Below are 21,958 nucleotides of genomic sequence, written 5' to 3'. Positions count from 1 at the left end.
GGTGGTGGTGTCCCCCAGCGATGCAAATCGGTTTGCAGAGCAACGGTAAAGGGACGCACACCGTCGGGTCAACGCCCGTGCGACGGGCGGGACGGCTCCCCATAGGCTGGTGACCATGGCACAGGACCGCGCGAAGGGCGTCGGCCGCCCGCCGCGCCTCACCCTCGAGGCGATCCTGGCGGCGGCCGACCGCATCCTGCGCTCGGAGGGCCCGGAGAAGCTGTCGATGCGCCGGCTGGCCCAGGAGCTGGGCAGCGCGCCGATGACGCTCTACTACCACGTACGCGACAAGGACGAGCTGCTGCTGCTCCTGATGGAGGAGCAGGCCAAGGCCCTCCCCCGCCCCGAGCTGCCGGAGGATCCGCGCGAGCGGCTGCTGGCGGTGGCGGCCCTGCTGTACGAGGAGCTCGCCGAGCGGCTGTGGATCGTGGAGGTGCTGGCGGGCGGCGACCTCATCGCGCCCTCCGCGCTGTGGTTCGTCGAGGAGATGATCGACGCCGCCGTCGAGTGCGGCAACCCGCCGGAGCGCGCGCTGTTCGTCTACCGGTCGATCTGGTTCTACATCGTCGGTGACCTGATGATCCGGGTGAAGGGCGCGCGCCGCCGGGCGGGCGTCCCCGCGTACGAGGACCGGGTGGTGGCCGGGCTGCGCGGCGGCACGCATCCGAGGCTGGCGGCGCTGGCCGGGCGCTGGGCCGAGCTCAACGCCCGCGACACGCATCGGGAGGCGCTGGCGGCGCTCATCGACGGTCTGCTGCGCTGACCGCCCAGAACGCGGCGTACCGGCCGCCCAGGCGCACCAGCTCGTCGTGGCCGCCTTCCTCCGCCACCCGGCCGCCGTCGAGGACCACGATGCGGCCGGCCCGCCGGACCGTCCGCATGCGGTGCGCGACCATCACCACCGTGCGGCCCGCCATCAGCCGCTCGATGCCCGCGTGCACGGCGGCCTCGCTGACCGGGTCGAGCGCGGAGGTCACCTCGTCGAGCAGCACGATGGGGGCGTCCTTGAGCAGCGCCCGCGCGATGGAGACGCGCTGGCGCTCGCCGCCGGACAGCAGCGCGCCGCCCTCACCGACGTGCGCCGACCAGCCGCCGGGCAGGCGTTCGACGACCTCGTCCAGCCGGGCCGCCCGCGCCGCGGCCCTGACCTCGGCGTCGGTGGCGCCGGGCCGGCCGAGCCTGACGTTCTCCTCGATGGTGCCGTCGAAGAGGTAGACGTCCTGGAAGACGATGGCGACGCGGGACATGAGGGCCTCGGCGCCGATGTCGCGCACGTCCACGCCGCCGACCCTGACGGCGCCCGCGTCCACGTCGTAGAAGCGGGCGAGCAGGTGCAGCAGCGTGCTCTTTCCCGCGCCCGACGGCCCGACCACGGCGAGCCGCTCGCCCTGCGCCACGGTCAGCGACACGCCGTCCAGCACCGTGCGGTCGCCATGCTTGCAGGTGACCGCGTCGAGCTCCAGGTCATGCCGGTCGGGGAGGACCGGCGTCGCGGGCTCGGGGAGCGGCTCGGTGCGGAGCACGGCGTCCAGCCGGTCCAGCTCGGCGCGCGCGGCGCGCAGCTTGCCGCCGATCTCCGACAGCGACAGCAGCGGGTCGGCGCAGCGGGCCGCCAGCACCAGGATCGCCGGCAGTTCGGCGGCGCCGATGCTCCCGCCCAGCGCCAGGTAGGCGCCGAGTGCCAGCAGCGCGGTGAAGACCACCTGCACGGTGAGCGTCAGGCCCACGGCGGCGGGCACCGTGGCCAGCACCGCGGCGCGGGAGGCCCGCCGCACGCCCCGCAGCGCGTCGTCGAGCAGCGCGAACCGCTCACTGCTCCGGCCGCCCGCCCGCAGCACGGGCTGGGCCTGGAGGAACTCGATGACCCGGCCGGTGGCCTCCTTGTCGCGCTCGTGCCGGTCGGCGTCGGCGGCGGCCGTCGCGCGGGCGGCCCGCGCCTGCACCGCCACGACGGCGGGCGCCGCGGCCAGCGCGGCCAGGCCCATCCGCCAGTCGTACGCGGTCATCACGGCCACGATCGTCAGCGGCGTCACCAGCGCGGAGACGAACGGCCCCAGCAGGTGCGCGGCCACGCCCATCGCCTGGAGCAGGCCGCGGCCCGCCATGACGGAGACCTCGCCGACGCGGGTGGTGTCGTACCAGCCGATGGGCAGCCTGGCCAGGTGCTCCCCGAGGCGGTGGTACATGCCGCGCAGCAGGGTGGTGCCGACGCGCATGCCGGACAGGTCGGCGGCGTAGCGCAGCACGGCGTAACCGGCCACCGCCGCGCCGAACGCGACCAGCCACGCCGTGGCCGGCTCGCCCCCGAGCAGCGCCCGCAGGACGGGGACGAGCAGCGCGTACGCCAGGCCCTCCGCGACGGCGGCCACCGTCATCAGGGCCAGGGTGCGGCGCATCGGGCGGGCGTAGGCGTCGCCCAGCACCCGCAGCAGCGTGGTGATCATCGCAGCTCCTCCTCTTGGCGCGTGGGATTCCTGGCGTGCCAGAAGGCGGCGAACCTGCCGCCGCGCTCCAGCAGCTCGCCGGGCGCTCCCCGCTCGGTGATCACGCCGTCCTCCAGCAGGACGACGGTGTCGGCGCCGGCCACGGTCTCCTGACGGTGGGCGATGACCAGGATCGTCCTGTCGCCGCCGAGGCTCGCGAGCGCGCGGCGTACCGCCTGCTCGGTCTGCGGGTCGGCGAAGGAGGTGGCCTCGTCGAGCACCAGGACGGGCGCGTCGGCCAGCAGCGCGCGGGCGAGCGCGACGCGCTGCGCCTCGCCGCCCGACAGCCGCGCCTCCTCGCCGATCACGGTGTCGTAGCCGCGCGGCAGCTCCATGATTCGGTCGTGGATGCCGGCCAGCCGGGCGGCGCGGACGACGGCGTCGCGGCTCGCGTACGGCACCGCGAGCGCGATGTTGCCGGCGACCGGCGCGCGCAGCAGCCGCACGTCCTGGAAGACGAACGCGACCCGCCGGTAGAGCTCGTCCGCGTCGATGTCGCGCAGGTCGGCGCCGCCCAGCAGGACCGCGCCGTGCTCCGGGTCGAAGAACCGCGGCAGCAGCCGGACCAGCGTGGACTTCCCGCCGCCCGACGGGCCCACCACGGCGGTCGTGGTGCCGGGCTCCAGCACCAGGTCGACGCCGCGCAGCACCTCGCAGCCGGGCTCGTAGCCGAAGCGCACGCCGCGCAGCTCCACCCGGTGCCCGTGCGGCGTGACGGGCGTGGCGGGCTCGGGCAGGGGGCGTACGGCGAGCACGTCCTTGATCCGGCCGAGCGCGCGGCCCGCGGCGGTCAGGTCGTCGAAGCCGTGGCCGAGTGCCGCCACAGGAGCGGTCAGCCCCAGCCCGAGCAGCAGGAACGGCAGCAGGTCCGCCGGAGCCAGGCCGCCATCGGAGATGAGCGCGGCGCCGCCGGTCAGCACCACCAGCAGCACGAACGGCGGCGACAGCGCGAGCTGCATCCCGGCGGCGACCAGCGACATCCCGCGCACCCAGCGCACGAAGGTGGCGATGAAGTCGTCCACGGCGACGAGGAACGCGCGGTGGGCGCGTCCCGACCCGCCGAACGCCTTCACCACCGCGATCCCCTGCACGAACTCGACCACGGAGCCCGCGATGCGCCCCATCGCCGCGTCGAACTCCTCCTGCTCGCGCGCCCTGGCGGGCAGCATGAGCAGCGGCACCAGCGCGAGGGCGAGTGCGACCGGGATCAGCGTGACGAGCGTGAGCCGCCAGTCGATCATGAGCAGGTAGACCAGCGACGCGACCGGCACCACGAACGCCGCCACCAGCTCGCCCGGGGCATGCGCGATGAGCGGGTGCACGGCGCCGACGTCCTCGCCTGCCACCTTGGCCAGCTCGCCGGTGCTGCGGCGGGACAGCCAGCCGATCGGAGCCCGGCCGAGCCGCGCGGCCAGCCTCCGGCGCAGCCCGAGCTGCACGTCGGCGTCGAGGACGTGCCCGAGCCCTGACGAGGCGGCGGTGCACAGGAGCCGGACCAGCAGTCCCGCGGCGCCCGCGATCACGACCGTCCGCACGTGGCCGGGATCGGCCGGGCCGGGCGCGAGCAGGGTGCGGCCCAGCTCGACGACCGCCAGCAGCGGCGCCAGACCGGCCAGCGCGCCGGCGATCTGGAGGGTCACGACGGCGGCGAAGGCCGGGAGGTGCGGGCGCAGCAGGGCTGTCATGCTCGCGTCGTCCGCGGGGTCACGGACACGTTCGCGCCGCGTCGCCGACGGCGCGGAGTCGATGGCGGTCATCGCGCTCCCTTCAATTTTCGTACGCGTACGAATAAGGGTACGCGAGGAGGACCGCCGGTGCGCGAGCCGTGGGGAACGACCGTCCGCGCAGGAAGGAGCCGGAGCGGCCGCCGGCGTCAGGGAAGCTGGCGGAAGGCGCGGCGGTAGGCGGCGGGGGCGATGCCCCGGCGGGCGGCGAAGTGGTGCCGCAGGGTGTCGGCGCCGCCGAACCCGGCCCGCGCCGCCACCGCGTCCACGCTCAGGTCGGTGGTCTCCAGCAGCTCCTCGGCCAGCTGCAGCCGGTGCTCCAGCAGCCAGCGGTGCGGCGTGGTGCCGGTCAGCGCCTTGAACCGGCGGGCGAACGTCCGCGGCGACATGGCGGCGCGGGCCGCGAGCGCGTCCACGGTGAGCGGCTCGCCGAGGTGCCGCAGCATCCAGTCGAGCAGCTCCGACAGCTCGTACGGCGTGCGCGGCGGCGGCATGGGCGCCTCGACGTACTGGGCCTGGCCGCCGGAGCGGTGCGCGGGCACCACGAGGCGCCTGGCCAGGGCGTTGGCCGTGGCGGCGCCGTACTCCACTCTCATGAGGTGCAGGCAGGCGTCGATCCCGGCCGCCGCTCCGGCGCTGCTGAGCACGGGGCCGTCGGAGACGTACAGGATGTCCGGCTCGACCTGGACGCCCGGATAAGTGCGGGCGAGCAGCCCGGCGAACTGCCAGTGCGTGGTGGCCCGCCGCCCGTCGAGCAGCCCCGCGGCGGCGGCGAGGAATGCGCCGGTGCAGACGGTCAGCACCCGCGCGCCGCGCTCCGCCGCCGCGCGCAGGGCGTCCAGCAGCGGCTCCGGCACGGGTGCGGTGAGCGCCGGCCAGGCGGGCACGGTCACCAGGTCGGCGCGGGCGACGCGGTCGAGCCCGTGCTCGACCCGCACGGCGAACCCCGACGTCGTCGGGACCATGCCGGGCTCCGGCGCGCAGAGCGCGAAGTCGTGGACGGGCAGCCCGTCGTCGGCGCGGTCGAGGCCGAACACCTGGCAGACGATCCCCAGCTCGAACGTGGCGGCCAGGTCTCCGACCACGGCGACGACATCCCGGATCACACCTCCGAGTATGGCAGGAAATTCCGGTATGTGGGCGTTCCTGCCACTCCCCCGCCACCCACTTGTCCCGCGACGCTGAGACGCATGACCCTCACCACGCACCTGCCCTTCCCCCTGCCGGGCCAGGGCCGCTCCGAGATCGCCGTCCCCGCGCCGGGCCCAGGGCCGCAGCGCTGGGCCGGCGCGCCGAGCGCCGCGCTCGACGACGACGGCACGTACGTGCTCGCCTACCGCGTACGCGACGGCGAGGACCACAACGTCATCGCCCGATCCACCGACGGCGAGCGCTTCACCACGGTCGCGCTGCTGCCCCGCGACCGGTTCCGCGCGGCCATGGTGGAGCGCCCCGCCCTGGTCCGCACGCCGTCGGGCCGCTGGCGCCTGTACGTCAGCTGCGCCACCCCCGGGACCAGGCACTGGTGGATCGGCGTGCTGGAGGCCGACTCACCGGAGGGCCTGGCGGCGGCCGGCGTGCGCACGGTGTTCGCGGGCGACGCGCGCACCGGCGTCAAGGACCCCGTCATCCGCCACGACGGCCGGACCTGGCGGGCGTGGCTCTGCTGCCACCCGCTGGACGTGCCGGGCGCCGAGGACCGCATGAGCACCGCGTACGCGACCAGCCAGGACGGCCTGAGCTGGCTCTGGCACGGCACGGTCCTGACCGGCCGCCCCGGCACGTGGGACGCCCGCGGCGCCCGCCTGACGAGCGTGCTGCCGGACGGCCGCGCCTGCTACGACGGCCGCGCCTCGGCCGCCGAGAACTGGCGCGAACGAACGGGCCTGGCCGTGCCCGGCGCATCGGGCCTCCTGACGCCGGTGACCGGCGGCCCCGTCGCGGACGTCCGCTATTTGGAGGTCCTCCCCCTCCCCGACGGCACCCACCGCCTCTTCTACGAGGCCCGCCGCCCGGACGGCAGCCACGACCTGCGTACGGAGCTGATCCCGCCGCCGAACCGCCCCTCATGACGCGCGACCCCGGACACCTCCACGGGGGCCGGGGCGTGGACGCACGTTCCTCAGGTGTCGTCTTACAATCCCTCGACACCACCGTGCGTCCTCCTTGCATATCGTGCAGACCTTCTTCGGATTGGCCGGGTCGGGCGCCATGTCGCATTCCCTGAGTTTCGGTTTGTTCTCCTTCTTCTCGCGGTATTGGCGTTTCCAGCCACCGCGCTTCCCCTTGCAGTGGAGACACTTCCTGCCGGAGTCGCCCGTCATCCCTTTGCACGGGGCCGCACGCGACTCCGAGACACCGGCCGCGATGCTGACGCAGGCCGCGGTACCGGCCTGGACCTGCGATGTCGACGGGAGGAGGGTGGCGGCCGCCAGTGCGGCGGTGGCGCATGCTTCCTTCAGCATGTCTCCTCCCTTTCCTCTCGCCCATCGCGACGGACGGCCTCGGGGAAACGTCAACAGCCTGTGCAATTTTCTGTTTCAGCATGCACCTATACGGCGTGAAACACGTCCTTGCGACATGCATACGGTGGAATGCGCGCGTCACCACCTTTCTCAGGCTAGCCACCGGAGATGCCGACCAGGTATTTGGGCATGCTTGGGTGCACGAAATGGTAAGTCGCCCGCGTGCGCCACTTCAGGACAGTTGTCACGAGCCAGGCCGAGGCGATCGTTTGCCCCGCCAGGATAAGCAACGCGACAGCGGGACCCACGCACTCGACGAGCAGACCCGCAAGCGGCGGTCCGGCGACCGCAGCACTGGAGGTGCAGAGCCAAGAGGTTCCGACGACACGGGCCACTCGGTCGCTGGGCACTCGGCTGAACGCCTGGCGCATGACGACATTACTCAGCCCGCCCGTCATACCGATGGCGAACAGGGAGAGCGCGAACGCCCACGGCAGACCGGCGAGCGACACGGGCAGCAGCAGCGCGAAAGCGCACGACCAGAAGTGCACCAGCATCATCAAGCGGCCCAGCCGGTGCGTGCCGTGCCGTCCGGCCAAGCGGGTGATCCAGCGCCGCAGTGCAGGCCACGCCTTGAACCGCCTCCGGATGCGGTGCCTCCGTGTGAACAGGAACGCCCCGACGACGCCACCCAAACCGGATGCGGCCAATATCGCGCCCGTGAAAAGGCCGGACAACTGATCGTTCGTCGCCTCGGTTAGGAAGATCGTGATAAGACCCTGCGCCGAGAAGTTGACTAAAGCGGTCACCAGGGTCGCTGCCCGCAGAAACCGGTCTTGCCACAGCCCCGCCAGCCCGACGCCGATCTCGCTCAGACGCCATGACCGGCGCCTCGGCTTGGAAGCAGGCATGCCGGGCCCCAACCGACGCAACATGAGAGCGGCAGAGAAGGACATGACGAAGTTCACGCAGAACGAGCTGCTCGGCCCGATGCTGAACAGCAGCCCGCCCAGCGGCCGGCCTATGAGCGCCGCGCCTTGGATGGAACCCTCCTGCAAAGCCGGCGCGGGCCCTGGCCGGTGGGGCTTCACCAGAGATGGAAGAAGCGCGGTGTCCGCGATGGACGCGGCAGTCGACAGTGCACCTTCGAACAGCGCGAAGGCGATGAGAATGTCGATCGTGAGTACCCCCCAGAACACCAGAACACAGAGAAGAGCGATGAGCACGCCACGGAACCCCGCGCTCCACACCATGACCCGATGCGGCCCCAACCGATCGGTGAGCGCGCCGGCAGGGAGCTGTGCGAGCAGAACCGGCACGGTGGAAGCGAACATCACCCAGCCAGTCCATGCAGCCGAGCCGGTGAGCTCGTAGGCCAGCAGAGGATAGGTGACACCAATCGTGCGACTGCCCAGCATGGACATTGTCGAGCCTGCCCAGAACCACCTGAACTGGGGATGCTCGGCGAGCAACTGTTTGAGGCCCTGATTCTCCCCCACGGCTGCCAACCTGATTCACTCCTTTGAAACTCAGAGGCCACTATCGGGAGCCGGCGGAATATCAAAAGAACGGGCACGCATTAGGAAGGACACCGTAGCAGCGTTTATTCTCGGGCTCGCACTCCGTCAGGCCGTTCCCTGCAAGCCCCGCGCGTGACGAGCCCTTCTCCGAGAATTACGGCGCCCACCGGAGAATAGCTTGTCGCCGCAGCAGTTGTGGACCTTTGAGACGCAGATCACTCACGCACATCGATCCCAAATCGTGCACTCATCTCCTCAAGCACACCCAATGACCGATTTCGGTCGCCTGAAATCTGCGCGTGTCATGCGAAAAGCAACGAAGGTACCAAACCCTTGACACAATCGACTCAGCCCAATCGCAGGACACATGGGAGGGTGAGAACAACGTGACGAAGTCAGCGAATCGGTCGACATCTCGCAGGCCCCCGATTTGGGGCACGTGCATGCCGGGGCGCAACAAACATTTCACCGGACGTGAGAGTCTGCTCGAAGGGCTGCGGACGAGCCTGGAGAGCAGCACCAAGACGGCCGCCGTCGTGCCACTCCCCCAGGCCCTCCAGGGCCTCGGTGGAGTGGGCAAGACCCAGCTCGCGATCGAGTACGCCTGGCGCTTCCGCGACCAGTACGACCTGGTCTGGTGGATCCCAGCCGACCAGCCGATGCTGGTGCCCAGCTCGCTGGCTGCGCTCAGCAACGAACTCAAGCTGCCGTCGGCCAGCAGCACCGGCATCGAGGAGGCGGCCGCGACCGTCCTCGAGACCCTCGAACGCGGCGACCCCATCGACCGATGGTTGCTCATTTTCGACAACGCGGACGAACCCGAGGACATCCGGGAGTTCATCCCACAGGGCGGCCCCGGCCACGTGCTCATCACCTCCCGCAACAGCCGGTGGAGCGGCGTGGCGGAGACAGTCCCCGTCGATGTCTTCTCCACCTCCGAGAGCGTCGCTTTCCTCCGCAAACGTCTCCAGCGCGACGTGGAGCAGAAGGAAGCCGAACGCCTGGCGGGCGAACTCGGAGATCTTCCTCTCGCCCTCGAACAGGCCGCCGCCCTGCAGGCCATGACCGGCATGTCCACCGACGAGTACGTCGAACTGCTGACCGAGCAGACCAGGGCGCTGCTCGGCATGAACAAGTCCACCGGATATCCGCACTCGATGACGGCGGCCTGGCAGCTGTCGGTGATGGAGATCGAGAACCGCCTGCCCGCCGCCGCCGAGGTGCTGCGCTGCCTGGCCTTCTTCGGTCCAGACCCGATTCCCCGCGATGTCTTCCGCCGCGGCAACAAGAGCGGTGCCCAGCGTATGGGGCCGATCCTGTCCGACCCCCTCACGCTCAACCAGGCGTTCGCCGAGCTCAGCCGGTTCGCACTGGTCAAGATCGAGATGGAGGCGGGCACCGTCCTGGTGCACCGGCTGGTGCAGGCGCTGCTGCGCGACTCGCTCGAACCGGACGAGCGCGACCAGATCCGCCACGAGGTGCACCAGCTCCTGGCCACCGGATCGCCGAGCGACCCAGAGAACACCCAGAACTGGGACGCGTACGCGACTCTCCTGCCCCACGTGCGCCCGTCCGGCATGATCGCCTGCAACGACGAGGCCGTGCAACGCTTCGGCGTCGGCATCGTTCGCTACCTCCACCAGACGGCCAACTACAACTCCGCCAAGGCCTTCGGTGAGGAGTTCCTTCAGAACTGGACCGCAGAGGGTGGTCCATACAACCGGAACGTGCTGAGCCTGCGCCGGAACGTCGGCCCGCTCCTGTGGCTGACCGGCGCCTATGACGAGTCGTACGCCATGAACGAGGAGACCCTCGACCTCATGCGGAAGGAACTCGGCCCCGACGACGAGGAGACGCTCTGTCAGACCTTGATCTACGCGGCCGACCTCCGCTCGCAGGGCAACTTCAACGAGGCCCTGGCCCAGGACAAGCGGTCACTGCAAGCGCACGAGGAGAAGTTCGGCCCGTACGCTCCGCAGACGCTGCGCGTGATCAACAACATGGCGCTCGATCAAGCCCTGCTGACGCGGTATGACGAGGCATTCGAATTACAACAGCTCGCGTTCGTGGAGCAGAGCAGCGCCGTCGTGGGCGTCAGCAAATGGGACGTGCAGTCGAGCTGGAACGGCCTGGCACGCGTGGCGTGCCTGGCCGGCGAGCACGCCAGAGCCGTGGACCTGGGTGAGGAGGCCTACGCCCACGGCATCCGCGAGCTGCAGATGGAACACGCGCTCACCCTCGCCACCGCTCGTGACCTGTCGATCGCCAAACGCCGCAACGGTGACCTGGAGGGAGCGCTGGAGCTCATCCAGGAGACGCACGGCCGATTGATGAAGCTGTACGGTCCCGACGACCCCGAGACGATGGCCGCCACGGTCGCGCTCAGCAACACGTTACGCCAGGCCGGTGAGCCGCAGGAGGCCATGAAACTGGCTCGGGAGGTGCTCCCCCGCTATCAGCGCAGGTTCGGCGCCGATCACCCGTTCACGTACGGCTGCGTGATCAACCTGGCCCTGTTCTACCGGCTGCGCGGCGACGCCAGGCGGGCCATGGAGATGGACGAGGAAGCCCGCGAAGGGCTGCTCGCCAAGATCGGCCCTGATCACGCTTACACCTTCAGCAGCGTCATCAACCTCGCCGACGACCTTGCCGCCCTGGGCGAGCACGAGAAGGCACGCAAGCTGGACGAGAAGAATCTGGAGCAGATCCGAGCCTTCTACGGCGACGAGAACCTGCTGTCACTGGCCGCCGCCATCAATCTCTCCATCGACCTGCGTACGGGCGGCGAGCTGACGCAAGGTGAGGAGCTGTACGCGGACACAATGGCTCTCTACGCCCGGCAGTTGCCGCCCGACCACCCTGAGCGGCTGGGCGCGGCAAGAGGCGAACGGTTCAGCTGGGACTTCGACCCGTTCAGTCTGTAGCCACGCTCGGTGAGACGTGGTCGAGCCATCCCAGCGGCTCAGCGAGCTTTTTTGCGCCGAAAGCCCTTCAAGCGCCGTCCAGAGGTTCGGATTACCGGGAAAGCGTTCTCCATTCACCGGCGACCGCCAGGCGATTTCTGAACAACGGATGAAAATTTCACCGCCTCCAACGCATTACGGGTGCGCTCGGCGGTCTTCCCGTGCTGGTGGCATACAAAAGGAACGGATCGCGACCGGTGGTGGTACGACCGGAAATAGTGGGCGTGTGGACCGGTGGTCATCGGTGATCGCATAATGCGCCGAGCTTTCCCTCGAAGAGATGAGGTGTGACTTGGCAGCACGTTCCACGGTCCGGCGCGTGGTGAGGGCGATGGCGGTCGTCGTCGCGGCGCTGGCCGCCGTCTTTCTGCCGCTCTCCCCCGCGCACGCGGCGTACGGGCCCGATCAGCCCGTCTACATCCAGCTGAACGCGACCGACCCCAGCAACACCGGGCTGGCCCGGCTGGAGGGCACGATCGCGTTCGACGACGGGGACACGATGTTCCGCTACGCGGTGCGGCTGTGCTGGTTGCACGCCTATCCCGCGCCCAACCTGCGGATCTACGTCAACGGCAGCACCCAGATCTGGCCGGTGTCGACCGGGACGACGTCCACGCCAGGCTGCCAGATGACCACCTTGTACGCCGCCGAGGTCGCCCACGGCGCCGCCGTCGCCAGCGTGCGCTTCGAGGTGACCGGTGGCTGGTTCTACCCGGGCAACCAATACAACACCCGTACCAAGTCGTACACGTCGGACAACCCGTTCACGTGATGCCGCGACAGGGCCGCGGCGCGGGCGGCCGGGGACGGGTCCGCGTGGCGCGTGGCGCCCGCGGTCCCGTCGCACCCACCGCTTGCACCGCGGCCCTGTCGTGCGTACGAGCACCGCTCGCGCATTAGCGCAGCTCGTTCGGCCACCACCAGCGGCCGTCGTTCCTCACGGGCTCGTTCTCCTCGATCTCTTCCTCGATCGGCGGCTGCTCTTCTTCGTTGCCCTCGGGCTCGACCTCCTGCTGCGGCAGAACCCGCTCGTGGCGGTGGTGGCGCATCTCGTGGTGGCGGCGGTTCTTGTTGTGGTTGCGGTTGTGGATGATCACCCTGATCCGCGGCATGTGGTACCGCGGGTTGTGCAGGATGGGCTTCTCCCTCGGGACGTGGCGCACCTTGGTGACGTGGCGCACCGGCGCCGCCGGGGCGGGCGGGCCGCCGGCCTGAACGGTGTGGAAGCCCGCGCTCGCGGAGGCCACACCCTGGGCCACTGGAAGGAAGATGACGCTGGAGGCGGCGGCGGCCACGGCCAGCATCGCGTACCGTCCGCGACGAGACGCGCGCGCTTGGCGAATGTTGGTATTCACTGCTCTCGTTTCCTTGCCTGGATAAATCGGCCAGAATCCGGCACCCGCACTTTTGTCGGGACACCTAGACGCAAGCAGACGTACCCATGCAGATGTTCTCAGTTACCTCCTTAAACCCAAACAACCCGTCAAAACCCACAGATTGCATTCAATAACAGGACGCTCATCCGGCCCCAGAAGACGACTGGAAGCGCTTCGTGGAAGGGGTTTCGGGCTGGAACCACCGGCGCGCCGAGGTCACCTGAGCGCGTGGGATCGCGAGCCCGTCAGGCGGCCGGACCGGCCTGGCGCGGGTGGGGTCGCTCAGCGGACGGTCCAGTCCTCCTTGGACGGCGGGTACGCGAACGTCTGCTGCCCGCGCCAGCCCTCGCCCCCGATGCGGTAATCGTGGGCGGCCTCATCCGCGACGTGATCGGGGCCGACGTCCAGGGTGTCCGCCGTGGACCAGCGGCCGCCGACCTGGTGCTGGACGTCGTACCGGAACTCGTTGAAGCCGTCGTTGTGCGAGGCGAACGTGTTCACGACGGTGAGGGAGCGGCGGCCGGCGGTCACCTCAGGGGGAAGGTCCACCACCTGGTCGCGCCACTTGTAGACGTCGTCGCCGAGCAGCGGCGGCCAGGCGCCGGCCGGGCGGCCGTTCACCGTGATGGTGGCCTGCTGGAGGGGGACGCCCACGTCGAGGCGGCGGATCAGCCGCACACCGGTGTTGGCCGGCGAGACCCGCACCGTGAACCGGCTCCACCCGCCCGGACCGAACGCCCGCCCGTCGTCGGTGACGATGCGGCCGACGACGGTACGGCGCGGCGGCGGATCCACCCGGTGCAGGCCGATGACGACCACCGCGGTCACCCCTGCCGCCACCACCGCCGCCAGCACAGTGGCCACGACCACCTTGCCCCAGCCTCGCCCGGGCGAGCGGCCCGCCACGGGCATCACCTCGCCGGGGATCAGGGCCGCACCCGACACGAGAGCCCCGCCCGCCGCGCCGCCGGGGACGAGGGGCGCCTCAGCGTAGGTGAGCGCCTTGGACGGCGCGCCGTGGGTGAGCTCCCCACCGGGTGTGAGAGCCTCACCGTCGGAACCGACACCACCCGCAGCCGCGCCCGCCTCGCCGGGCACCGCGGCGGCCGTCCCGCCACGCGCCGCGTCCTCCGTGGTCACGGGCAACCGCCCCACCCGTACGCGCTCCCAGGCCCGCTCCCACTCCGGCAGCCGCTCCTCAGGCACCCGGCAAGCCCGCAGGAACGCCAGCATCACCGCCTTCTTCGGGAACCGCCGCCCGGCCAGCATGTCGGCGCACGTGGCGCGGGGCAGGCGGGTGCCGCCCAGCTTGCCGGCCCGCGACTCCAGCTCCCGCAGCGACGCGTCGGCCCGCGCGAACTCCTCGGCCAGCAGCCTCACCAGCTCCTCGTGTGAGGTGACCGCCGCCAGCGCGTCGACGTCGCCGCGACGCTCCGTACCCCCTTGCAGATCCGCGCTCATCGCCCCTCTGTCCCGTCCGCCGATCCTTGCGGAAAGTTTACGATCCCTTACTCTCCGCGTCCGAGTCTGGCCGAATCCGTCCGAGGGCCTGTTGGACACCTCGCCGCCACGACTTCACTGGCGGACGTCTCCCGCCGCCCGGCGGGAGCGAGCAGCACGAAGGAGAACCACCATGACCAGGACGAACACCGCACGACGTATGGTCCTCGCCGCCTCGATCGGCGCGATCCTGCTCGCGGGCGGCACGGTGGCGGTGCCGGCCGGGGCGACGGCAGCGGCCGCGCGCAACCCGTGCGGGCTGTACCGGGACAACGACCAGGCGATGTACAAGAACTGCTCGCAGGCCAACGAGAACCTGTTCGTGACCCGCATCCTCTCGTCGAACACCTACCACTGCGTCACGCCGGGCAGCGTCGCCCACCTGGGCAGCTGGAACAACGTCTTCAGGGTCTACCACCGCGGCACCTGCTGACCGGAGACGAGCTCGGGGAACGCGGTCCCTTGCCGGCGGAACACGGCGGCACCCCGCCCGAGAAGGCCGGACGGGGTGCGCAGGGAGGGCGTCAGGTGGCGTCGTGGGGGTGACGGGCGCGGGCGTCGTCCTCGCGGCGCTGGTGCGGTACGGCGACGTCGGCGCCGCGCGGCCCCAGGTACGGGTCCGTCGCGCGCAGGCCGGCCGTGGCGACCACGCGGCTGATGTCGCTGGGCGTGATCAGGCCGACGAGGTGCCCGCCGGGGTCGAGGACGACGGCGCGGCCGTCCGCGCAGCCGTCCATGCGGCCGAGCAGGTCCGTCAGCGGCTCGTCAGGACGCGCCTGGGGCACCTCGTGCGGCGGGCAGGCGATGTCGCCCAGCCGGGTGGCCGCGCGGGCCTCGGGAGGCACCCGGCGGATGCGGTTGAGCGTGACCAGCCCGGTGAACACGCCGAGCCGGTCCACCAGCGGGTACGTCGACAGCCGATGCCGCATGACCACCCGATCGATCAGCCCCGCCACGGTCTCCTCGGGGTGGGCGGTGACGGGCCTGGCGGACATGACGTCGCCGACGCGCAGCCCGTACAGGGCGCTGCCGAGCTGGGTCTGCTGTTCCTCTGCGGTGGCGGCGTTCACCAGGAACAGGCCGATGAGGGCCAGCCACAGCCCCTGGAACCCGAGCCCGGTGACGACCTGGAGGAAGCCGAGGGCGATGAGCGCGTACCCGAAGACCCGGCCGGCTCGGGCCGCGGCGACGGCCGCCCGCGTACGGTCGCCCCAGCGCGCCCACAGGGCGGCCCGCAGCACCCGTCCGCCGTCGAGCGGCGCGGCCGGGACGAGGTTGAAGATCGCGAGCAGGACGTTCACCCCGGCCAGGTACCAGAAGACGCCGGCCAGCAGCGGCACCCCTGTCACGGCGCCGGCGAGCACCGCGATGACCGCCGACACCACGCCGGCCAGGAGGCTCGTCAGCGGCCCCACGACCGCGATCTTCAGGTCGGCGCCCGGCGTCCGAGGCTCGCCGCGCAGCTCGGCGACGCCGCCGAGCAGCCACAGGGTGATCTGCGACACCTCGATGCCGTGGCGGCGCGCGGTCACCGCGTGGGCCAGCTCGTGGGCGAGCAGCGAGGCCATGAACAGGACGGCGGCGACCAGCCCGGCCAGCAGGTAGACCGCCGGAGAGTGGCCGGGGAAGACGACCGGGAACCGCCCGAACGCCAGCCCTGCGACCAGGATGACGACGATGACCAGCACGCTGATGTTGAGCCCGACCCGGACTCCGGCGACGCGGCCAAGAGGAATCGAGGAGCGCATCTTCCCTCCCGCGAGAAGGCTGTCGCCGTCACTTACCCTCAGCCCGCCGCAGGTCACCTGCCCCGCGGTGAGGCCCCGGCGCAAAGGCGGGCCCGCGCGAGGACGGCAGCCACCGAAGGGCCCCGCGCGGAGGCAGGAGCCGCACAAAGGCGGGCATCGCATAGAGGCGGAGGCCGGCGCGGAGGCTGGGGCCCGCGAAGGCTGGGCCACCGAGACGTGTCCGGGGAGGGCTACCGTTCGGGCGGGCCGGTCCTGGCGGGTGGGGGGCTGTCGCGGTCGTCGAGGTCGGTGCCGTGCCCATGCCCGTACCCATCCCCGTACCCATCCCCGTGCCCATCCCCGTGCCCATCCCCGTGCCCGTCGCCATGAGGACCGTGCCCGTCCCCGTGCCCGGCACCCAGCCGGATCTTCTCGCCCCCGTACGCCCGGCTCATCTTCACCCTGAGCCGGCCGAGCGGCCCGCGCGCGACCTCGGGCGGCACCCCGTCCCCGTCCGGCGCGGACGGCAGCATCGGGACGGGGGTCTTGCCCCGTACGTGCGCCTCGATGTCGTCCGACGGTTTCGTGTGCACCTCGATGAACTCGCCGTGCGGCAGCCGCTGGATGACCCCCGACTCGACGCCGTGCGCGGCCACGGCGGCGTCGGAGCGCTGCAGGCCGAGGCAGATGCGGTAGGTGATCCAGTACGCCAGCGCGGGGGCGATGAAGATGAGCGCGCGCCCGATGTACGTCGTCCAGTTGAGGCTGACGTGGAAGTTGGCGGCGAACAGGTCGTTGGCGCCGAGCAGCCACAGCACCCCGTAGAAGGTGATGGCGGAGATGCCGATGGCGGTGCGGTGCGGGTTGTTGCGGGGCCGGTCGGCGATGTGGTGCTCGCGCCGGTCGCCGGTGACCCATCGTTCCAGGAACGGGAAGAGCACGAGCCCCGTGATGATCAGACCGAGGGGCACGAGGGCCGGGATGAGGACGCTGAGCGGCAGCGTCCCGCCGGCGGTGCCGAACAGGTTGATCTCCCAGGGCGGCATGAGGCGCAGCGAGCCCTCCAGGAAGCCCATGTACCAGTCGGGCTGGGAGCCGGCGGAGATGTCGGCCGGCGTGTAGGGGCCGAACAGCCAGATGGGGTTGATCTGCGCGAACGTCGCGAGCCCGCACACCACCGCGAGCGTGAACAGCAGGTACGCCCCCGACTTGCCCATGAAGGCGGGCAGCAGCGGCGCGCCCACCACGTTCCGCTCGGTACGTCCCTTGCCCGGCATCTGGGTGTGCTTCTGCACCCACATCAGGGCGAGGTGGGCGGTGATGAGCGCGAGCAGGATGCCGGGGATGAGCAGGATGTGCAGGGCGTAGAAGCGTTCGATGACGGTCTCGCCGGGATATTCGCCGTTGAAGAGGAAGAACGACACGTACGTGCCGACCAGCGGGATCGACTGCAGCACGCCCTGCGTGATCCGCAGCCCGGCGCCCGACAGCAGGTCGTCGGGCAGCGAGTAGCCGGTCAGGCCCTCGAACAGCGACAGCGTGAACAGGCCGATGCCGATCAGCCAGTTGATCTCGCGCGGCTTGCGGTAGGCGCCGGTGAAGAACACCCGCAGCATGTGGATGACCAGGCTGGCCACGAACAGCAGGGCCGCCCAGTGGTGGATCTGCCGCATCAGCAGGCCGCCACGCACCTCGAAGCTGATCTCCAGCGCCGACGCGTACGCCTCGGACATCTGCACGCCGAGCAGCGGCGCGTACGGGCCGTCGTAGATGACGTGGCCCATGCTGGGACGGAACCAGAAGGTGAGGAACGTCCCGGTCAGCAGCAGGATGATGAACGTGTAGAGCGCGATCTCGCCCAGCAGGAACGACCAGTGGTCGGGGAAGATCTTGCGCAGGTTGCGCTTGAGGAAGTTCGCGCCGCCGATGCGGTCGTCAAGGAACCTGGCCGGCCCGCTGATGAACTTCGGCGGTGTTTCCATCGATGGCCTCCCCCATAGCCGCGGCCCCGGCAGGACGATCTCAGGCCCCCGTGATCGCCTGCCCCCACGCTGGAACCGCCGGGGCAACTGGTAAGGCGGCTGCCCCCGATCTCCTCCACGAAAACACAAGCCCCAGCAAGGACTTCCCCGCCGAGCAGCGCACCGGCCCTGGGGGCGGGGGGCGGGCGAGGCGAATGGCGGTTTGCCCATGGGTGTGACGGGCAGCCGCGCAACCATGAGAACCACATCCACGATCACCGTGCGCACGCGCCGCCACCGCGCCCGCGGCTCGAAGCGGCGGGGGCTGCTCCTGGCGGGCGCGGCCGCGGCGGGGGCGGCCGCGATGGCGGCCAGGCGGGTGTTGCGCAACCGGCATCCCGGCACCGTCCCCTGGTACGCGGTCACCGTCGCGGTCGACCCCGCCGAGCTGACCGGCAGGGAACGACCGGACCTGCTCGCCCGGCTGGCCGAGCGGCACGAGGTGCGCATCACGCGGGCGCCGGGCGGCCGGGGCACCGAGATCGCGGTCCGCACCGCCGACGGCGCGACCAGGGAGCAGGTACGGGCGCTCAAGCAGCTCCTGGAGACCGGCGAGGTGCTGGTGGTGGAGGGACAGCCGGAGGGCCGGCGCACCCCGCTCGGCCGCGCCGCCCGCCCGGCGATCCGCCAGCTCACACGAAGGGGAGCCCGGTGACCACCCGGCACGCACGAAGAGAACCCCAAGGAGAACAGCGCAGGCGCGCACGATGAGCGCGCCGAGCGGGCGAAGGAGGAGGGCGTGATGAGGGCGTTGTGCTGGACGGGCGTCAACGAGGTGGCGGTCGAGGACGTGCCGGAGCCGAAGCTGCTCAACCGCCAGGACGCGCTGGTCAGGGTGACGGCCAGCTCGGTGTGCGGGTCCGACCTGCACCTGCTGGACGGCTACGTCCCCGCGATGCTGAAGGGCGACGTGCTGGGCCACGAGTTCGTCGGCGAGGTGGTGGAGGTCGGCGAGGACGTACGGCACCGCCGGGTGGGCGAGCGCGTCACCGTGTGCTCGATCCTGGGCTGCGGCCGCTGCCACTACTGCCAGGAGGGCCTGTGGTCGCTGTGCGACAACACGAACCCGAACCCGGGCCTCCAGGAGAAGCTGAACGGCCACTCCAGCGCCGGCATCTTCGGCTACTCCCACGCCATGGGCGGCTTCGCGGGCAGCCACGCCGAGTACGTCCGGGTTCCGTACGCCGACGTCAACGCCTTCCCCGTGCCGGAGAACGTCCCGGACTCGAACGCGGTGTTCGCCTCGGACGCGGTCCCGACGGGGTGGATGGGCGCGGACCTCGGCCAGGTGGGCCCGGGTGACGTGGTGGCCGTGTGGGGCTGCGGCGGGGTGGGCCAGATGGCCGCGCTGGCGTCCCTGCGCATGGGCGCCGAGCGGGTGATCGCGATCGACCGCTTCCCCGAGCGGCTCGGCATGGCCGCCGCGCTCGGCGCGGAGCCGCTCGACTACGAGCGGACGGACGTGCTGGACGCGCTCAAGGAGCTGACCGGCGGGCGCGGCCCGGACGTCTGCATCGAGGCGGTCGGCATGGAGAGCCACGGCACCGGCCCCCAGTACGCCTACGACCGCGCCAAGCAGGCGGTGCGCCTGCAGACCGACCGGGGTCTCGCGCTGCGCCAGGCGGTGCAGGCGTGCAGGAAGGGCGGCACGGTGTCGGTGCTCGGCGTGTACGTCGGGATGGTCGACAGGTTCCCGATGGGCGCGCTGATGAACAAGGGCCTGACGATGCGCGGCGCCCAGCAGCACGGACACCGCTACATCCCGATGATCCTGGAGCGGATGGGCCGGGGCGAGATCGACGCCTCCGCGCTGCTGACGCATCCGATGAGCCTGGACGACGGCGCGAAGGGGTACGAGCTGTTCAAGCGGAAGCTGGACGGCTGCGTCCGCGCCGTCTTCCGCCCGTGACCTGCACCGACATTTCACACAATCTCATGAACTCCGGCGTGGCAGCCGCCATCGGATACAGGCGTGAGATTCTTCGTCACCCAGCTGCTCCGCTTCGCCTGGGCGGAGGCGCGGTCGTGCACGTTCGCGCTCGCCATGTTCGCGGGCCTCGCCGCCTCGTCGGTGCTGCCGCTGCCGGTCCCGCGTTACGACGCGCTGCTGCTGTACGCCGTCGCGGTGACCGCGCTGCTGCGCCTGACCCGCTGGGAGACCGGCGCGGAGACCGCCGTCATCGCCGCGTTCCACCTGGTGGGGCTGGCCTTCGAGCTGATCAAGGTGAAGCTCGGGTCGTGGAGCTATCCCGAGGACGCCTACACCAAGATCGGCGGGGTGCCGCTCTACAGCGGCTTCCTCTACGCGGCCGTGGGCAGCTACGTCTGCTCGGCGTGGCGGATCTTCGAGCTGCGGCTGGCGAACTACCGCACGGTGCCGACCACCCTCGTCGCACTCGCCGTCTACGTCAACTTCGTCAGCCAGCACTACTGGATCGACCTGCGGCTCCCGCTGGCCGCCGCGCTGCTGCTCGTCACGTGGGGCACGGTGGTGCACTTCACGGTGGGCGGCCGGCGCTACCAGATGCCGCTGGCGCTGGCGCTCGCCCTCATCGGCTTCTTCCTGTGGGTGGCCGAGAACATCGCCACCTTCCTGGGCGCCTGGCAGTACCCGCACCAGCAGGAGACCTGGCATCTGGTGCACCCGGCGAAGTTCGGGGCGTGGGCGCTGCTGGTCAGCGTCACGTTCGTGATGGTCGCCTCGTGGCAGGCGAGCCGCGGACGGCTGCACCTCGCCGCCTCGCGCGGCCAGGTGAGGGGCTGGGCGGCGCCGGTGCGCCGCGTGCCCTCATGAGACACGAACCGTCCATCTGCACGTCACATGCGTGCGGTACGTTTAGCGGGTTCTTCCGGATGCCACCGCGCCGTGGCCCCAGGGCGAGGAGGTGAGGCTGCATGAGCAGTCAACCTCCTAGTCGCACTCACTGAGCCGCCGACGTCCCCCCTTCACCCGGCAGCGCCGCGCGTTCCCCCGTCGCGCGGGCCGGGTCGTCGCCCCTTGAGTCTTTCCGGAGGTCCCTGATGATGTCCGATTGGCGGTCCCGCGTTCTGCGTCCCGTCCGCCGCATCGCCACCGCTCAAGCAGAGCCCGCGCCCGAGCAGTCGATGGACCCGCGCGGCCGCCGCCCGTCCGGTGACCGTGAGCTCGGCGCGCAGGTGCTCGACGCCGCCCTCTACCGCGACGGCCGGCGTCTCGACAGCCCGTCGTCGCCCGCCGACGTACGCGCCCGCCTGCGCAAGGAGCCGGGCACGATGGCCTGGATCGGCCTCTACCAGCCCGACGAGGCGCACCTCGCGGAGCTCGGCGAGGAGTTCGGGCTGCACGAGCTGGCCATCGAGGACGCCGTCGTCGCCCACCAGCGGCCCAAGCTGGAGCGCTACGGCGACACCCTGTTCGTGGTGCTGCGCGCCGCCCGCTACGACGACGCCGCGGAGGAGGTGGAGTTCGGCGAGATCCACCTGTTCTGCGGCCCCGACTTCGTGCTGACCGTCCGCCACGGCAACGCTCCCCCGCTGCACCCGGTGCGCGCCCGCATGGAGGCCCGCCCTGGGCTGCTCGCCCGCGGCTCGGAAGCCGTCCTGTACGCCGTCCTCGACCACGTCGTCGACGGTTACGCCCCCGTCATCGCCGGCCTGCAGAACGACATCGACGAGATCGAGACCCAGGTCTTCGGCGGCGACCCGGGCGTCTCGCGGCGCATCTACGAGCTGTCGCGCGAGGTGATCGAGTTCCAGCGGGCGACCAGGCCGCTGCTGGCCATCCTCGACGGCCTGACGGCGGGCTTCGACAAGTACGGCACCGAGGAGGAGTTGCAGCGCTACCTGCGCGACGTCGCCGACCACGCCACCACGGTGGCCGAGCGGGTCGACGGGTTCCGCCAGATGCTGGCCGACATCCTCACCGTCAACGCCACCCTCGTCACGCAGGCGCAGAACGAGGAGATCAAGCATATGACGGAGGCCAGCCTGGCCCAGAACGAGGAGATCAAGAAGATCTCCTCGTGGGCCGCCATCCTCTTCGCGCCCACCCTCATCGGCACCGTCTACGGCATGAACTTCGAGGCCCCCGGCATGCCCGAGCTGCGCTGGACGTACGGCTATCCCTTCGCGCTCGGCCTGATGGCGCTGACCTGCCTCAGCCTCTATCTGATCTTCAAACGCCGCGACTGGCTCTGAGCC

Annotated in this window: 17 protein-coding genes; 9 read left to right on the top strand and 8 right to left on the bottom strand. The window is 71.0% G+C overall.

Annotation, left to right across the window (positions count from 1 at the left end):
* The first annotated feature begins 115 nt into the window (after positions 1-115).
* Complete coding sequence (locus tag AB0K12_RS12805; protein WP_364559206.1) at positions 116-763, top strand: helix-turn-helix domain-containing protein; 648 nt, start codon at positions 116-118, stop codon at positions 761-763.
* Here the strand turns inward: AB0K12_RS12805 and AB0K12_RS12800 are convergent.
* From AB0K12_RS12800 to AB0K12_RS12790, 3 genes are all read right to left on the bottom strand, one after another.
* Positions 741-2,444, bottom strand: coding sequence for an ABC transporter ATP-binding protein (locus tag AB0K12_RS12800; RefSeq protein ID WP_364559204.1), 1,704 nt, complete (start codon positions 2,442-2,444; stop codon positions 741-743). The genes AB0K12_RS12805 and AB0K12_RS12800 overlap by 23 nt on opposite strands.
* The gene (locus AB0K12_RS12795; protein WP_364559201.1) at positions 2,441-4,240 is read right to left on the bottom strand and encodes an ABC transporter ATP-binding protein; all 1,800 of its coding nucleotides are present in this window, start codon (positions 4,238-4,240) and stop codon (positions 2,441-2,443) included. The genes AB0K12_RS12800 and AB0K12_RS12795 overlap by 4 nt, the downstream gene beginning before the upstream one ends.
* A gap of 116 nt (positions 4,241-4,356) precedes the next feature.
* A complete protein-coding gene (locus tag AB0K12_RS12790; RefSeq protein ID WP_364559198.1) occupies positions 4,357-5,313 on the bottom strand; it encodes a helix-turn-helix domain-containing protein in 957 nt (318 codons plus the stop codon).
* Positions 5,314-5,397: 84 nt separating this feature from the next.
* Between AB0K12_RS12790 and AB0K12_RS12785 the strand changes: the two genes are divergently transcribed.
* Positions 5,398-6,279 carry a hypothetical protein gene (locus tag AB0K12_RS12785; protein WP_364559195.1) on the top strand — a complete coding sequence of 294 codons (882 nt, stop codon included), beginning with the start codon at positions 5,398-5,400 and terminating at the stop codon, positions 6,277-6,279.
* Positions 6,280-6,827: 548 nt separating this feature from the next.
* Here AB0K12_RS12785 and AB0K12_RS12780 read toward each other — a convergent pair.
* Entirely contained in the window at positions 6,828-8,171 is a 1,344-nt protein-coding gene (locus tag AB0K12_RS12780; RefSeq protein ID WP_364559826.1) for an MFS transporter, read from the bottom strand.
* Between the two features lie 464 nt (positions 8,172-8,635).
* On the opposite strand from AB0K12_RS12780, the gene fxsT reads away from it, so the two are divergent.
* Positions 8,636-11,116: an FxSxx-COOH system tetratricopeptide repeat protein gene (fxsT, locus tag AB0K12_RS12775; protein WP_364559192.1), complete on the top strand. Its 2,481-nt coding sequence runs from the start codon at positions 8,636-8,638 to the stop codon at positions 11,114-11,116.
* A 358-nt stretch (positions 11,117-11,474) separates the two neighbouring features.
* The gene (locus AB0K12_RS12770) at positions 11,475-11,927 is read left to right on the top strand and encodes a hypothetical protein (protein ID WP_364559189.1); all 453 of its coding nucleotides are present in this window, start codon (positions 11,475-11,477) and stop codon (positions 11,925-11,927) included.
* Between the two features lie 124 nt (positions 11,928-12,051).
* Here AB0K12_RS12770 and AB0K12_RS12765 read toward each other — a convergent pair whose 3' ends face one another.
* Positions 12,052-12,510: a hypothetical protein gene (locus tag AB0K12_RS12765; RefSeq protein WP_364559186.1), complete on the bottom strand. Its 459-nt coding sequence runs from the start codon at positions 12,508-12,510 to the stop codon at positions 12,052-12,054.
* Positions 12,511-12,813: 303 nt separating this feature from the next.
* A complete protein-coding gene (locus AB0K12_RS12760) occupies positions 12,814-13,992 on the bottom strand; it encodes a hypothetical protein (RefSeq protein WP_364559183.1) in 1,179 nt (392 codons plus the stop codon).
* A 172-nt stretch (positions 13,993-14,164) separates the two neighbouring features.
* On the opposite strand from AB0K12_RS12760, the gene AB0K12_RS12755 reads away from it, so the two are divergent.
* The gene (locus AB0K12_RS12755; protein WP_364559180.1) at positions 14,165-14,464 is read left to right on the top strand and encodes a DUF6355 family natural product biosynthesis protein; all 300 of its coding nucleotides are present in this window, start codon (positions 14,165-14,167) and stop codon (positions 14,462-14,464) included.
* A gap of 91 nt (positions 14,465-14,555) precedes the next feature.
* Here AB0K12_RS12755 and AB0K12_RS12750 read toward each other — a convergent pair whose 3' ends face one another.
* Together AB0K12_RS12750 and AB0K12_RS12745 are read right to left on the bottom strand one after the other, a co-directional pair.
* Positions 14,556-15,779, bottom strand: a complete 1,224-nt coding sequence (locus AB0K12_RS12750) for a site-2 protease family protein (protein WP_364559178.1) — start codon at positions 15,777-15,779, stop codon at positions 14,556-14,558.
* A gap of 230 nt (positions 15,780-16,009) precedes the next feature.
* Positions 16,010-17,740, bottom strand: coding sequence for a ubiquinol-cytochrome c reductase cytochrome b subunit (locus AB0K12_RS12745; protein WP_364559175.1), 1,731 nt, complete (start codon positions 17,738-17,740; stop codon positions 16,010-16,012).
* A 235-nt stretch (positions 17,741-17,975) separates the two neighbouring features.
* Between AB0K12_RS12745 and AB0K12_RS12740 the strand changes: the two genes are divergently transcribed.
* The 4 genes from AB0K12_RS12740 (at position 17,976) to AB0K12_RS12725 (ending at position 21,955) form a co-directional block, all read left to right on the top strand.
* Positions 17,976-18,434 (top strand): hypothetical protein, encoded by a 459-nt coding sequence (locus AB0K12_RS12740; RefSeq protein WP_364559173.1) that lies wholly within the window; start codon positions 17,976-17,978, stop codon positions 18,432-18,434.
* Between the two features lie 87 nt (positions 18,435-18,521).
* A complete protein-coding gene (locus tag AB0K12_RS12735; protein WP_364559824.1) occupies positions 18,522-19,688 on the top strand; it encodes a zinc-dependent alcohol dehydrogenase in 1,167 nt (388 codons plus the stop codon).
* Positions 19,689-19,751: 63 nt separating this feature from the next.
* Positions 19,752-20,573 carry a DUF817 domain-containing protein gene (locus AB0K12_RS12730; protein ID WP_364559170.1) on the top strand — a complete coding sequence of 274 codons (822 nt, stop codon included), beginning with the start codon at positions 19,752-19,754 and terminating at the stop codon, positions 20,571-20,573.
* 227 nt (positions 20,574-20,800) lie between these two features.
* Positions 20,801-21,955: a magnesium and cobalt transport protein CorA gene (locus AB0K12_RS12725; protein ID WP_364559167.1), complete on the top strand. Its 1,155-nt coding sequence runs from the start codon at positions 20,801-20,803 to the stop codon at positions 21,953-21,955.
* Positions 21,956-21,958: the final 3 nt, after the last annotated feature.

The sequence above is a fragment of the Nonomuraea sp. NPDC049419 genome, assembly GCF_040676995.1.
GTDB classification, from domain to species: Bacteria; Actinomycetota; Actinomycetes; order Streptosporangiales; family Streptosporangiaceae; genus Nonomuraea; species Nonomuraea salmonea.
The sequence above is the reverse complement of the archived record's forward strand: the minus strand, read 5'-3'. Positions and strand labels throughout refer to the sequence as shown.